Source organism: Nesterenkonia populi (genome assembly GCF_007994735.1).
Taxonomy (GTDB): Bacteria; Actinomycetota; Actinomycetes; order Actinomycetales; family Micrococcaceae; genus Nesterenkonia; species Nesterenkonia populi.
Genome location: NZ_VOIL01000001.1, coordinates 686,972 through 701,127, shown reverse-complemented (window position 1 = coordinate 701,127; position 14,156 = coordinate 686,972). Strand labels below are relative to the sequence as shown.

At 63.6% G+C, this 14,156-nt stretch carries 11 protein-coding genes; 6 read left to right on the top strand and 5 right to left on the bottom strand.

Translation table 11 applies throughout. The features are described from left to right. Nucleotides 1-13: 13 nt before the first annotated feature. The 4 genes from FWJ47_RS03295 to FWJ47_RS03280 are packed head-to-tail and all read left to right on the top strand — an operon-like array spanning nucleotide 14 to nucleotide 4,482. Nucleotides 14-754, top strand: coding sequence for a FadR/GntR family transcriptional regulator (locus tag FWJ47_RS03295; protein WP_147104053.1), 741 nt, complete (start codon nucleotides 14-16; stop codon nucleotides 752-754). Continuing rightward, nucleotides 747-2,207 (top strand): class I adenylate-forming enzyme family protein, encoded by a 1,461-nt coding sequence (locus FWJ47_RS03290; RefSeq protein WP_170228456.1) that lies wholly within the window; start codon nucleotides 747-749, stop codon nucleotides 2,205-2,207. Before FWJ47_RS03295 ends, FWJ47_RS03290 begins: the two co-directional genes overlap by 8 nt. Continuing rightward, entirely contained in the window at nucleotides 2,207-3,061 is an 855-nt protein-coding gene (locus FWJ47_RS03285; RefSeq protein ID WP_147104047.1) for an amidohydrolase family protein, read from the top strand. Before FWJ47_RS03290 ends, FWJ47_RS03285 begins: the two co-directional genes overlap by 1 nt. Beyond that, entirely contained in the window at nucleotides 3,061-4,482 is a 1,422-nt protein-coding gene (locus tag FWJ47_RS03280; protein ID WP_147104044.1) for an FAD-dependent oxidoreductase, read from the top strand. Before FWJ47_RS03285 ends, FWJ47_RS03280 begins: the two co-directional genes overlap by 1 nt. A gap of 120 nt (nucleotides 4,483-4,602) precedes the next feature. Here FWJ47_RS03280 and FWJ47_RS03275 read toward each other — a convergent pair whose 3' ends face one another. The 5 genes from FWJ47_RS03275 to trhO form a co-directional block, all read right to left on the bottom strand. Further along, nucleotides 4,603-5,427: a sugar phosphate isomerase/epimerase family protein gene (locus FWJ47_RS03275; protein WP_147104041.1), complete on the bottom strand. Its 825-nt coding sequence runs from the start codon at nucleotides 5,425-5,427 to the stop codon at nucleotides 4,603-4,605. Then, nucleotides 5,427-6,512, bottom strand: a complete 1,086-nt coding sequence (locus FWJ47_RS03270) for a Ppx/GppA family phosphatase (RefSeq protein WP_147104038.1) — start codon at nucleotides 6,510-6,512, stop codon at nucleotides 5,427-5,429. The genes FWJ47_RS03275 and FWJ47_RS03270 overlap by 1 nt, the downstream gene beginning before the upstream one ends. A 26-nt stretch (nucleotides 6,513-6,538) precedes the next feature. Beyond that, nucleotides 6,539-9,289: a type I DNA topoisomerase gene (gene topA, locus FWJ47_RS03265; protein ID WP_147104034.1), complete on the bottom strand. Its 2,751-nt coding sequence runs from the start codon at nucleotides 9,287-9,289 to the stop codon at nucleotides 6,539-6,541. 15 nt (nucleotides 9,290-9,304) lie between these two features. Further along, complete coding sequence (locus FWJ47_RS03260) at nucleotides 9,305-11,056, bottom strand: DUF7059 domain-containing protein (RefSeq protein ID WP_147104030.1); 1,752 nt, start codon at nucleotides 11,054-11,056, stop codon at nucleotides 9,305-9,307. A 119-nt stretch (nucleotides 11,057-11,175) separates the two neighbouring features. After that, a complete protein-coding gene (gene trhO / locus FWJ47_RS03255) occupies nucleotides 11,176-12,150 on the bottom strand; it encodes an oxygen-dependent tRNA uridine(34) hydroxylase TrhO (protein ID WP_147104027.1) in 975 nt (324 codons plus the stop codon). Nucleotides 12,151-12,218: 68 nt separating this feature from the next. On the opposite strand from trhO, the gene FWJ47_RS03250 reads away from it, so the two are divergent. Together FWJ47_RS03250 and FWJ47_RS03245 are read left to right on the top strand one after the other, a co-directional pair. Further along, nucleotides 12,219-12,917: a GNAT family N-acetyltransferase gene (locus FWJ47_RS03250; RefSeq protein WP_170228455.1), complete on the top strand. Its 699-nt coding sequence runs from the start codon at nucleotides 12,219-12,221 to the stop codon at nucleotides 12,915-12,917. A 146-nt stretch (nucleotides 12,918-13,063) separates the two neighbouring features. After that, nucleotides 13,064-14,113: a homocysteine S-methyltransferase family protein gene (locus tag FWJ47_RS03245; protein ID WP_147104020.1), complete on the top strand. Its 1,050-nt coding sequence runs from the start codon at nucleotides 13,064-13,066 to the stop codon at nucleotides 14,111-14,113. The last annotated feature ends 43 nt before the right edge of the window (nucleotides 14,114-14,156 follow it).

Below are 14,156 nucleotides of genomic sequence, written 5' to 3'. Positions count from 1 at the left end.
AGGCTGAGATTCCATGAGTGACCGCGTTCAAGGAGGCGAAGACGCACTCCCCGTGAAACGTATAGATCCTGCCTACCAGCAGGTGGCCAATCAATTGCGTGCCTTGATCATCGACGGCAACCTTGCGCCCGGGGATAGGTTGCCGAACGAGGACAAGCTATGCAGTCGCTTCGGCGTCAGCCGCAATACTGTCCGCGAAGCGCTGCGCATCCTCAGTTCAGATCACCTCATCTACGCCGTGCGGGGAGCGGGCGGTGGAACGTTCGTTACCGCCCCGGACGTTCTGAGCATCCAGGAACGTCTTCAAACCAGTCTGCGTCTACTCACAGGGAGTAATGAGATAGATCACGACGAACTATTCGAGGCAAGGGCGTTACTCGAAATTCCGACGGTTCGTAACGCAGCACGCCACCGAACGCCAGAAGATATCGACCGACTTCGCCAACTAGAAGCACGAGTTCAGCATGCTGGCAATACTCTCGAGCGCACGGAGAACAGTGAAGACTTCCACCAAGCCATTTTTGAAATAGCGGGCAACCGCGTGCTGTCGATCATCGCTCCTCCGGTCTGGGCGGCGCTCACTTTGAGCTGGAGGGATCAGAGCAGCCCACACCGGTGGTCGACGATCGACCATGACCACGGACGTATCCTCCAGTGCGTCGAGGCAGGGGACGAGGACGGTGCAGCACATGCCATGATGGCGCATCTTCGTGACCTTCATGGGATCTCCCAGGGAGGAGACCAAAATGACTAAACCGACTGTCTCCACGAGAACACCCTTATTAGCCGAGTCACTAGCTTTTCATGCCCGTGTCAGGCCGGAAGACATTGCTTTGCAGGACGAAAACGGCACACACACTTTCAGGGATTTGGCATCGATAGTTCAGGAGCTCACCTACTTCATCGAGAACTCCGCACTACCACAACGAATCGGCATTAGTGCGGGCAACAATATATTCCACGTTGCAGCTCTGTATGCCATGGCTTCTGCAGGACGAATCGGGGTGATCTTCGACCCCAAGTGGAAGTCGATGGAGCTCAAAGCAGCCCGGCGAGCATTCGATGTTCAGCATGTTCTGATAGATGCACAGTCTCTCGAACTGGAGCGAGCTGACTTTCACACCCACTTGATTCAGAAATCATTGCAACGTGCTGAGCAAAGGTTCCCCGACCTACGCACTAAGGGAAATCCCAGTGACACTTTCCTCATATCACCGAGCGGCGGAACCAGTGGTAAGATCAAAGGCTCCCGAATAACCCACGAAGCTTCTGTCGCTCGCATCGTCACACAATTGGTGGAATTCGGCATTCCATCTCAGGGAACTTTTCTGGCCTCAACACCTCTTTATCATGGAAGTGCCAGATCGTTAGGACTTGGCTACCTCTACGCAGGAGGGAGCCTCCGCGTCACCCCCGCATTCGACGTCGACAGGTGGTTCGAGGATGTGGCAGGTGCAACTGCAACCTTCTGTGTCCCAACCATGCTCCATCGACTGGTTCGACATCCAAAAGCCCGGAAGCTACCCGATGAAATGCGCCTGCTGACTGGTGGCGCCCCAATTGATCCGCAGCTAGCAAAGACCGTCCGAGAAATTCTAAGCGATAACTTCTACGACTATTACGCATCCGTAGAGAGCGGACCCGTTACGGTCAAACATCCATTCGACACGAACCTTCCAGTCGGTTGTGTCGGCAGGCCAGCATTCGGCGTAGATGTGCGCATCAGTGAGCCCGATGAAAAGGGTATCGGTCGGATAGTTGTTAGCGGCCCGTGCATCTCGAGCGGTCAGGAAGGGGATACTGCCCGTTCAGGAGAGCTACTGACCGAACTGCACCTGAATGATCTTGGGCGGCTGGATGAGAGTGGCTACCTCCACCTCCACGGGCGCACTGATGACACCATTATTAGCGGAGGAGTGAACATCCATCCAGGAGAGATCGAGTCTCTGCTGGAGTCCCACCCGGAGGTTCAGATGGCGGCTGTAGTTGGCGTTTCGTGTGCTGAATGGGGACAGAGGGTTGAGGCAGCTGTTGTGACCCACGACGGTCCAGGTGATGGCAATGACTTTCTCGACTTTTTGCGCCCTCAGCTCTCTCCTGCTAAAAGGCCCAAGGCCATCCATGTGCGGCAGACCTTGCCCATGACCAGCATCGGAAAGATCAACCGTCGAGCACTAGCTGCTCAACTAACCGAGGAGATCAGATAATGGGAGCGATCGATATTTGCGTCGGGCTTCAGACGCCCGAAACAGTCAAGTTGCGGCCAGACTGGGCGAAACGTTTCTTTGAAGGGACGTTCAAAGCTGCGAACAGCACAGTTCAAGGTGTTCCACTGGCCGACTACGTAGACATCATGGATGAGGCAGACGTTGATGTGTCTCTCCTCTTCTCTCCTAAGGCTGGGCCCAAGCACGAGCCGACTAGTTATAGACCTGATCCTAAAATCGTCGCGCGTGCCGTCGAGTCGTACCCCGATCGCTTTCGGGGCCTGATCGGCCTAGACCCCACTAAACCCATGCAAGCGCTGGCTGAACTTGAGTACGCGGTCTCATCCCTGGGCTTCATCGGTGCCCACATTTATCCGCATTGGTTCGGTCTCCCACCGGATGATGCCCTTTGGTATCCGATCTACGCCAAGTGCTGTGAACTGGATATTCCGATCCAGATGCAGGTCGGACACTGCCTCCTGTACACATCGGAGAAACCCCTACGATCAGTCGGTCGCCCCATCACACTTGACAAGATCGCCTGTGACTTCCCCGATCTTAAGGTCATTGGCATCCACACAGGGTGGCCATGGGCAGAAGAAATGGTGGCAATAGCTTATAAGCACCCGAACGTATACATAGGAACGGATGCCTACTCCCCTAAACACCTTGATTCTAAACTTGTTCATTATATGAATACATTCGGTAACAAGAAAGTTCTTTTCGGAACGGACTACCCTGTTATAGATCCACGTCGTGCTGTTTCAGAATTTTCTAGCCTTGAATTGAGAGATGCCTCATTAAAGATGATTCTCTCTGAAAATGCACGCCGGGTCTATGCCTTGGATAACTGATGTCACCAGGGAATTATGACCTCGTGATAGTCGGGGCCGGCGCGGCTGGGCTTACTACGGCCATTGAAGCAGCGGGAGGGGGCATACAAACACTGCTACTCGAATCCGACAACAAAGTTGGCGGGGCTCTGCACGTGTCCTCCGGCCAGTTGAGCGCCGGCGGCACCAGACTGCAAGCTCAGTGCGGAATCAGTGACAGTCCAGAAGAGCACCTTGCAGATGTGCTCCGCATCGCGGATCCAGCATCCCTTCACCTTCCGCTCGTGCAGAGAGCCGTCAGCGGTGCGCCTCAAACTGTGGACTGGCTATTAGATGAAGGACTTGAGATACACCATTCCTGCCCAGCCTTCTATCACTTCCACGAAACCTACTCAAAGCCCCGCACCTATTGGGGCGTTGATGGGGGGAATTCCATTCTCAAGGTCCTTGTCAACCTTTTAAAACCGCACATCGTATCTCAGCAAGTGACCCTTAGCCTCAATTCTAGGGTTATTGGGATTAAGGTGAGCAGGGGGAGGCGCGTGGACCTTCAAGTAACTACCTCCAATGGTGATCAAACCATCAGCGCAAATCACGTGGTATTTGCCACAGGCGGGTACGCCGCGAACTCAGAAATGTTTCGTGAACTTACAATTCAAGAGCCCGTACTCTCTGCAGCATGGCCCAAAGCGGATGGCAACGCACTTACTCTTCTTCGCAGAGAAGGGGCTGCTATCTGGGGGGAGAGAATCTTCGTCCCCACGTTTGGTGGGGTTGAAGATCCGCCTGGCTCGCACCGCACTTCCCGATCGTGTATCCCCGCCCTGGTTCCCCAGGAGAGGCCTCCATGGGAAGTCTACGTCGACGAGAACGGACGGCGGTTTCTCAGGGAAGATGCAGCCAGCGTCCACTATCGAGAAAAGGCCCTTCGGGATCTGCGTCCTATGCACTTCTGGGTCATCTTCGACAGAACCATCCAGGAGTCTGCACCTCCACTGTTCCCAAAATGGGCCACCCAGGACATTGAACGCGCGTGGAATGTGCATCCCGACTTCGTACGCGCCGACACTCTTGAAGCTCTCGCACGAAGAACATCAATGCCTCCTGCTGCGCTCACCAATACCGTGAGTTCGTATAACCGAGTCGCCCTAGACGGGGCTCCAGACGAGTATGGGCGAGTCCATACTCCGCAAGCGATCCAGTCTCCTCCATTCTTCGCTGTACGGAACCACGCGACCGTCCTGAAGAGCTTCGCAGGTATCCGCGTCGAGGAAAACCTGAAGGTACACTTTTCGGATAAGGACTCTGCCCCCAATATTTACGCTGTGGGCGAGCTCCTCGGAGGAGCTCCTCTGAGCGGTGACGCGTTCATCGGCGGAATGAGCCTCACCCCGGCACTCACTCTTGGCCGTCAACTAGGCCAGCAGCTTACAAAGCTCTAGAGGTCCACGCCGCGGTTCAGCGAACGTCTCACAGAACCAGGGCAACCATAACTGGGAGTATCGAACCTCTTGCTCCCAGTTAAATCCCTTAAGTGGGGGTAAGGATGTGCTTAGACCCACTTACAGGCCCCCAGCCTCCTGGCCGAGGTGGTAGCGGGCGAAGCTGAGGGACTCGGCGAGCATCCGTTCCCGCTCCCCCACCTTCCGGGCGCTGCGGGTGGAGACCTCCACGGCGACCACTCCGTCGAATCCGGTGCCGCCGAAGTCCGGCTCGGCGAGCAGCTCCATGGCCTCGGCCACCCGCTGATTCCCATGGCCGGGGACCAGGTGGTCATCCTTGAACCCGTTGGACCACCCGTCAGTAAGATGCACGTGCCGCAGCCGGGAGCCCAGGGATTTCACCGCCTCATAGGAGTCGTCCTCGGCGGTGGCGGCATGGGAGAAGTCCCAGGTGACGTGCTTGTACCCATAGGCCACCGGATTCCAGTGCGGAAGGTACATCTTGGCCTCACGCCCGCCTGCCCGCCACGGGTACATGTTCTCCACGCCGAACATGATCCCGGTCTCCTGCTCGATCTGGTGGACCAGCTCCGGGAACCGCACAGCGTACGCTCCCTGCCAGCGGAAGGGCGGGTGCGCGACGACGGCGGACGCGCCGACATCCTGTGCCAGGCGGGCAGACTTCCACAGCTTCTCGTCCGCGGTGCCCCACACCTGCTGGGTCAGCAGCAGAGTCGGGGCGTGGATCGCCATCACCGGCAGCCCGAACCGCTGCACGGCGTCGTTGATCACCCTCGCCTGCTGGGTATCGGCGCGGTGGGTGACCATCACCTCCATCCCGTCATAGCCGAGGTCCTGGGCGACGGCGAACCCAGCATCCAGGCCGAGCGGGTAGATCGAGGAGGTCGACAGGGCAACCGGGATCCGGGAGGTCCGCTCACTCATCAGGCGTGCTCCACAGTGATCTGCTTGACGTCCTTATGGTTGGGCCGGCGCAGCTCCCGGGCGAGGTCCACGTGCCCGACGCCGGGCGCGGAGGGCAGCGTGACCCCGTTGGTGCGGGAGAGCGTGTCCAGCCTGCGCAGGATCAGGCCCTCACGCAGCGCCCAGGGACAGATCGTCAGCTCCTCCACGCCGAACGCCTTCATGGCCGCCTCGGCGGCGATCGCGCCGGCGAGGACCTGCGGGGCGCGGGTCTCCGAGACGCCGGGCAGCTCGGCCCGCTCCTTGGCGGAGAGGTCGCCGAGCTTCTTCACCAGCGCCTTGAGGTCCTTGTGCCTCAGGACCCGCAGCACGTACGGCCCCTCCGCAGAGGGCGCCGACCCGGTGAGCCGGGCGAGGGACCGGAACGTCTTCGAGGTGGCCGTCACCATGGTCTTGGGAGTGGTGGGGATCTCCAGGTTCTGGGGGAACTCCCGCCGGGCGGCGGCGATCTCCTCCGCGGCGTAGGCGCGCAGCTCCTTGACCTGGGACTTCGACGGCGCCTTGTCCCGAAGCCGGCCTGGGCTCTGCAGCTCCTCCGGCAGCCACTCACGGGTCAGCCGGGCCGCGCCCAGCGGCACGCTCAGGGCCGTGGAGGGCAGCTCATCCTGCCCGTAGGCGATCTCCAGGGAGCCGCCGCCGATGTCGAAGTTCAGGATGTGGCCGGCGGACCAGCCGCGCCAGCGTCGCACGGCGAAGAACGTCATCGCCGACTCCTGGGCGCCGGTGAGCTCGGTCAGCTCGATGTCAGCCTCCGCCTGGACCCGCTGCAGCACCTGCTCACCATTGGCGGACTCCCGGATCGCCGAGGTGCAGAAGGCCAGCAGGTCCTCGGCCCGGTGCCGAGTGGCGAAGCGCATCGCATCGTTGATGAACTCCAGCAGCTGCTGCTGACCCTCCTCTGTGATCGCGCCGTCCTCGTCAAGGTGCTGCACCAGCGAGAGAGGGCGCTTATGGGAGGCGAACGGCTCCGGCTTTGCGCCGATGTGCGCATCGACCAGAGCCAGGTGGACGGTGTTCGATCCGATGTCGAGCACACCCAGTCGCATGAGTCTGTGCGATCCCCTCAGTAGTCCTAGGACTTCTTGGCGGCGGTCTTCTTGCGTGCCCCGCCGCTGCTCTTCTTGGCACCTTTGGCTGGTGCCTTGGCTCGTTTCTCTGCCAGCAGGGAGAACGCCTGCTCCTTGGTGAGCTGTTCCAGGGAGACGCTGCGCGGCACCGTGACGTTCGTCTCCCCGTCGGTGACGTAGGGGCCGAAACGGCCGTCCTTGACCACCACGCTCTTCTCCGTGGTGGGGTCCGCGCCGAACTCGGCCAGGGGCGGCTTGGCGGCCTGACGGCCGCGCTGCTTGGGCTGGGCGTAGATCTTCCGGGCCTCACCCTCGGTGATGGTGAAGAGCTGCTCCTCGGACTCCAAGGAGCGGGAGTCGCTGCCCTTCTTCAGGTAGGGGCCGAAACGACCGTTCTGCGCGGTGATCTCCTGGCCGTCCTCGTCAGCGCCGACGACCCGCGGCAGCGACAGCAGCTTCAGCGCGTCCTCCAGGGTCACGGTCTCCAGGGACATCGACTTCAGCAGGGAGCCTGTGCGCGGTTTGGGCGGCTTCGGCTTCTTCTTCGGCTTGGGCTTGCCGTTCTTGTAGTACTCGGTGGGCTGAGCGTCCAGGTGCGCCTGGATCTCATCCTCCGTCATCTCCGGGATGACCTCGGTGACGTAGGGGCCGAACCGTCCGTCCTTCCCGACGATCTCCCGGCCAGTCTCCGGGTCGGTGCCAAGCACGCGGCCGGAGTGGGCGGCCTGCTCGAACAGCTCCTCGGCCCTCTCCGCAGTGAGCTCGTCCGGAGCAATGTCCTCAGGGACGTTGGCGCGCAGCATCTTCAGCTCGCCGTTCTCGTCCGCCTCCCCGTCCGGGCTGGGGCGCTCCAGGTAGGGGCCGTAGCGGCCCACCCGCAGCTCCACGCCGTCAGCGACCCTGATCGTGTTGATGGCCCGGGCGTCGATCTCCCCCAGGTTCTCCACCACGTTCTTCAGACCCTCCTCAGCGGTCTCCGCGCCGAAGTAGAAGCCCTGCAGCCAGGCCTCACGCTCCACGTCCCCGCGGGCGATCTGGTCCAGGTCGCCCTCAAGCCGGGCGGTGAAGTCATAGTCGACGTACCGGCCGAAGTGCTCCTCCAGCAGCCGGATCACGCTGAACGCAGTCCAGGAGGGCACCAGGGCGGAGCCGCGCTTGGTCACGTACCCGCGGTCCATGATGGTGGAGATCGTGGGAGCGTAGGTGGAAGGACGGCCGATCTCCCGCTTCTCCAGCTCCGCGACGATGCTGGCCTCAGTGTAGCGAGCCGGCGGGGTGGTCTCGTGCCCCTTCGCCTCCACATCCGTGCCGGTGAGGGCCTGACCCTCCTCCAGCTGGGGCAGACGCTTGTCCTTCGCGGACTTGGCGTCGTCGTCCTTCTTCTCGGAGTCATCGGCGACCTCCTCGTAGGCGGCGAGGAAGCCCGGGAAGGTGATCACCGTTCCGGACGCTCCGAAGGTGGCGCTGCGTCCGTCCTTCGCGGCGCCGGTGAGGCGGACGCTGGCGGTGAAGCCCTTGGCGTCCTCCATCTGGGAGGCCACGGTCCGCTTCCAGATCAGCTCATAGAGCCGGAACTCGTCCGCAGACAGCTCGCTCCTGACCTGCTTGGGGGTCCGGAAGGAGTCTCCGGCGGGACGGATCGCCTCGTGGGCCTCCTGCGCGGTCTGGCTGCGTTTGCCGTACACGCGCGGCTTCGCCGGGACGGACTCCCCGCCGTACAGCTCAGTGGCCTGCTTCCGGGCCGCGTTCAGCGCCTCGTTCGACAGGGTGGTCGAATCCGTACGCATGTAGGTGATGTAGCCGTTCTCGTACAGCCGCTGCGCCACCTGCATCGTCACCCGGGAGGAGAACCGCAGCCGGCGGGCCGCGTCCTGCTGCAGGGTAGAGGTGATGAACGGCGGCTGCGGGCGACGGCTGTAGGGCTTCTCCTCCAGTGAGTCCACGCTGAACGGAGCGTCGGTGAGCCCCTCGGCCAGGGACTCGGCATCATCCTTGGTGAGCACGACGACGTCGCGCCGAGACGTCTTCAGCTCACCGGTCTCGTCAAAGTCGCTGCCCTGGGCGATCCGGTCACCGCTGACCGCGTTCAGCTTCGCGGTGAAGGGCTCACCGGACGTCGTGGCGAACTCACCGGTGAGATCCCAGTACGAGGCCGGAACGAACGCCATCCGTTCCCGCTCGCGGTCCACCACCAGACGGGTCGCCACGGACTGCACACGGCCCGCGGAGAGCCCGCGGCCCACTTTGCGCCAGAGCACCGGAGAGATCTCATAGCCGAACAGCCGGTCCAGGATCCGGCGGGTCTCCTGGGCGTCCACCAGGTCCGTGTCGATCTCCCGGGGGGACTCCATCGCACGACGGATCCCCTCCTTGGTGATCTCCGTGAAGGTCAGCCGGTAGGTGGGGACTTTGGGCTTGAGCACCTCGTAGAGGTGCCAGGCGATCGCCTCGCCCTCCCTATCAGCATCCGTTGCGAGGTAGAGCTCGTCGGCCTCTTTCAGCCGCTGCTTGAGCTCCCGAACCTTGGACTTCTTGGAGTCGGAGATCACATAGTAGGGCTCGAACCCCTCATCGGGGTTCACGGCAAACTTGCCGAAGGGGCCCTTCTTCATGTCATCCGGCAGCTCCGAGGGCTGCGGGAGGTCACGGATGTGCCCCGCCGAGGCATCCACGATGAAATCGTCGCCCATGTACTTCGCGATGGAGCGGGATTTTGCCGGGGACTCGACGATGACGAGCTTCTTGCCTTCAGGCACTGATCTCCTTGGAACCTACTTGGGTGCAACGGTGCGGCTGCTTGGCGGCTGCGCCTCACTATATAGGTTGAGGTATCCGTCAACGTAAAGGTCCAGAACCTCAGCCTTCAGGGAATCGTCGTCCGCGTCGGTGAGGGCGCAGACCGCGGTGATGATCTGCCCGGCCGCCAGTTCACCGTCGGAGGCAGCCATGAACCCCGCTGCCGCGCTGCTGATCGGACGGGCCCGGCGCAGGCCCGCACCCTGACGGGCGATGATCACCTCCGGGTGCTCAGAGCCGAAGCGCTGATACCGCTCCTCGGTGACGTCTCCGGCCACGGTCAGGCGGTGGGCGAGGAGAGACTCCGGATCCTCAGCGGCCCGTGCCGCGGTCTGCCCGATCACCGGACCCAAGGGCTGCTGGACCTCTCCGGTCAGCTCCTCGAAGCGTCTCCAGGCTTCCTGCCCGACCCGGGGCTTGGACAGCCAGATCATTCCGAAGCCGACTCCCTGCACGCCCCGCTGCTCGAAGTCACGCAGATAGGCCGCGTAGCGACGTCGGTACTCTGCCAGGTCACGCTCCTCGCTGGCGTCCCGCAGCCAGGTCTCCGCATACTGCGGCGGAGTCTGCAGATCCCGCTGGATGAACCAGGCAGACAGCCCTGAGCGCTCGGCCCACTGCCGAGGACGGAGAAACGTGTCACCATCAGGCGCTTCCGCAGCGGAAGGGGTGCCCGTGCTCGCCGAAGCGGAGGCCTGAGCCGCCGCGGGAACCTCCCAGTTTCCGAGCATCTGGACGGCCGCCCCCGAGTTCAGCACCTCGGGGATGCCGGTGATCAGCTCCGCCATGAGGGTGTCACCCTCCCGGCCGCCGTCCCGGTAGACGTACCGCTCCTCCTCGGCGGCACCAGTGCGCGGGGTGATGACGAACGGCGGGTTGGAGACCACCAGGTCAAAGGTGCGGCCCGCCGCCGGCTCCAGCAGGCTGCCGTGCAGCAGCTCCACCCGGTCCTCGAGGCGATGCGGGTCCAGGCTCAGCGCGGGCGCGTTGAGCAGAAGGTTGAAGCGGGCGAACACCAGGGCCCGCTCCGAGACATCCGTTCCCACCACGTGCTCGGCATGGTCCAGCAGGTGAAGCAGCTGAATCCCGCAGCCGGTCCCGATGTCCAGGGCGGAGCCCACCGGCCGGCGGTGGGTGCCGGCCGCCAGGGTGAGGCTGGCCTGCCCGACGCCGAGGACATGGTCGTGCGGAAGCGCGCCGGAGACTTGGTGCGCGGAGAGGTCGCTGGTCACCCAGAGGTCATGGGCAGCCTCGCCCCCCTGCACCTGGTAAGGGCGCAGGTCAGCTGAGGGGCGCACGCGGCGTCGCTCCCTCGCAGCCTCGCTCGGTGCAGCGTGGGGCCCCTCCTGGGGTGTGATGGCAGTGTCCTCAGGGCCGGGGCCGGTGATCTCGGCGAGGCCGAGCCGGACCAGCCCCTGTGTGCGGGTCCGGGGCAGAGCGGCATCGATCTGCTCGGCGGTGACCTCCACGGAGACCAGCCACAGCGCGGTCAGCGCCGCGCACGCCGCATCGTTCCTGCCGTGTTGAGGGGAGGGGTCTTCGAGCAGCTCAAGGATGCGCAGCTGGCCGGGGACCACCTGCTCACGGTCCAGGGCCCCCACCGCCTCAGTGCCGAGGAGCTGCGCCACGCCGTCGTTGGTGAAGTTCGCCGCGGCGAGATCCTCACGCAGGGCGGCGATCAGCTCCAGATCAGAGCACGACGGCGGGGCAGGGGAGGTCTCCGGCATGCTCACAGCCTAGTCGCGCGGCTTTTGGGATGAGATGTCTCAGGCGCTGAGGCCGGGCTGTCTCATCGGATTGCGCGCCGTCGGCCCTCACACTGCGTCCAACGCACGATTGGATGAGATCAGGCGGAGGCAGCAGAGGCCTGGTGCGGACGGCGGGGCTTGCCCAGCTCACCCGAGTTGGGGTCAGCCGGGTCGGCCTCCAGCCGGGCCGCACAGTTCTCGCACCGGGTGGTCTCCGGAATGTGGGCGCACCTCTCGCAGTAGAGCCGCAGAGTGGAGCAGCCGCGGTCCATGCAGTTGAAGAAGGTCGACGTCGCGCCGCCGCAGCTCGTGCATTCGCCGATGGTTCTGGCGTCCTCGCTGAACCGGGTGTTCATCCGTCCGTCGAAGACGTACAGCTCACCCTCCCAGCAGCCGGCGTCGCCGTAGGCCTCCCCGTAGCGGACGATGCCGCCGGCGATCTGGTAGACCTCATCGAACCCGCGGTTCTTCATCAGCGCGGAGAGCACCTCGCAGCGGATGCCGCCGGTGCAGTAGGTGACGATCGGCTGGTCCTTCAGGTGGTCGTACTTCCCTGAGTCGAGCTCGGCGATGAAGTCACGAGTCGTCTGGGTATCGGGCACCACGGCGTCCTTGAACCTGCCGATCTGAGCCTCCATCGCGTTGCGGCCGTCGAAGAAGGTCACCTCCAGGCCGTCGCGCCTCTTGGCATCGATCAGTTCGTGGACCTGCTCCGGCTCGAGATGCTCGCCTCCGCCGACCACGCCGGACTCGTCCACCTTCACCTCGCCGGGCACTCCGAAGGCCACCAGCTCCGGCCGCACCTTGACGCTCAGCCGGGGAAAGTCCTCCACGTCGCCTTCCGACCATTTGAACTCCATCCCCTTGAACGGGGCGTAGGCGCGGGTCTGCTTCACGTACTGCTTGACCGCCTTCATCTCACCGCCGACGGTCCCGTTGATCCCGTGCTCGGAGACGATGATCCGCCCGCGCAGGTTCAGGTGCTCGCACAGGGTGCGCTGCCAGAGCTTCACCGCCTCCGGGTCGGACAGCGGGGTGAAGAGGTAGTAGAGAACGATGCGGGACTGGCTCACCCCTCCAGGATAAGCGGCAGGCCGCAAAACCCCTGGTCAAAATGTGACCCATGCCATATCGTGGCTGTATGGGCGTGGAACTGACTGACGAGCTGGTAGGCACCTGGGTGACAGGATGGGCGCGCACCCACAACTACGAGGTGACGCACGAGGGGCGGGTCCACACCGCCAGGCCCACCGGCGACTCCGAAGCCTGGGAGTACGTGCTCTACGCACCCGAAGAGGTGGAGCTGCGCAAGATCGCCTCCGCCGTCGGCAAGTCGCCCGAACGTCTGCTGACCGTCATTGCGGACCCCAAGGACGACGTCATGGGGCTGCGCAGCATCGACGGACTCGAGCTGATCTCCGACGAGGAGGTCATCATGATCGCCGATATGGCGCACCAGGACGTGGAGGACCCCATCACGCCGGAGGATTTCACGACCTCCCGCGAGGACTTCGGCGAGTGGACGCTGTTCACCGTCCATCAGGGGGAGAGCACCGCGGCCCGGGGGCGGCTCGCCGTCGTCGACGGGTTCGCCATCCTCGACCGGATCTACACCGCCCCCGACTACCGCCGCCAGGGACTGGGCACCTTCGTCACCCGGGCCCTGCTCGCCCTCGCCCACGAGCAGGAGGTGGAGCACGGGCTGCTCGTGGCCACTCATGACGGCCGGGAGCTCTACGAGTACCTCGGGTGGGAGCTCGTCGGCGACGTCCATGTCTTCGGCGCACCCGGCGCCACCGACCGCCGTCGCCCCTCCCACTCCCAAGTGGACAATATTTGAACATAATGTGGCGCTGAGGGCCTTCGTCGACTATATTGGCGGGCACTGCCACAAAGAGTTCAAAATTTCACGGCCGTATATGCGAGGCCTCGCCTCGGCCGCTCCTGCACGTGGCAGCTTCACGTCCACGACGGAAAGGAGCGGCAATGCCCGCCCACACCTCTCTGACCGAACGCCTCGACGCCGGCCCCGTGATCTGCGCCGAAGGATTCCTCTTCGAGCTCGAGCGCCGCGGCTACCTCACCGCCGGGGAGTTCGTCCCGGAAGTCGCCCTGGAGCACCCCGAAGCCCTGAAGTCCCTGCACGTGGACTTCCAGCGCGCAGGCTCCGACATCGTCCAGGCCTTCACCTACAACGGGCACCGCGAAAAGATGCGGGTCATCGGCAAGGAGGACCTCCTCGAGCCGCTGAACCGCTCCGCCCTGCGGATCGCCCGAGACGTCGCTGACGCCGAGCCCGGCAACTTCATGGCCGGCAACATCTCCAACACCAACATCTGGGACCCCTCCGACCCGGCCAAGCAGGCTGAGGTCCGCGGAATGTTCGAGGAGATGGTCGGCTGGGCCGTCGAGGAGGGAGCCGACCTCATCATCGGCGAGACCTTCTACTACGCCGGTGAGGCGCTCGCCGGCCTCGAGGTCGCCAAGGCCAGCGGCCTGCCCGTGGTGCTGACCCTGGCCCCGATGGCCTTCGAGGAGATGGCCGACGGCGTGGGCGTCGTGGAGACCGCCCAGCAGCTCGAGCAGGCCGGAGCAGACGTCGTCGGGCTCAACTGCTTCCGCGGCCCCGAGACGATCATGCCCTGGCTGAGGCAGATCCGGGAGAAGGTCTCATGCCACGTGGGCGCCCTGCCCATCCCCTACCGCACCACCGCGGAGGAGCCCACCTTCTTCAGCCTCTCCGATGTGCGCGCCACCGTGCCCTCCCCGCACGGCCGGACCTTCCCCACCGCCCTGGACCCCCTGTTCACCAACCGGTACGAGATCGGCGCCTGGGCGAAGGAGGCCTACGACCTCGGCGTGAACTATCTCGGCGTGTGCTGCGGGGCCTCCCCCATGCACATCCGGGAGGTCGCCGAAGCGGTGGGGCTCACCACCGAGGCCAGCAGGTTCTCCGAGAACATGCGCAACCACTTCATGTACGGCAGCCACGACCGTCTGGCCGAGAACATCGCCGCCCTCGGCGCCCGGGCGTAGGCAGCCCCTCCGCCTTGTAAGTTGGGCGGGTGCATGACCTCGA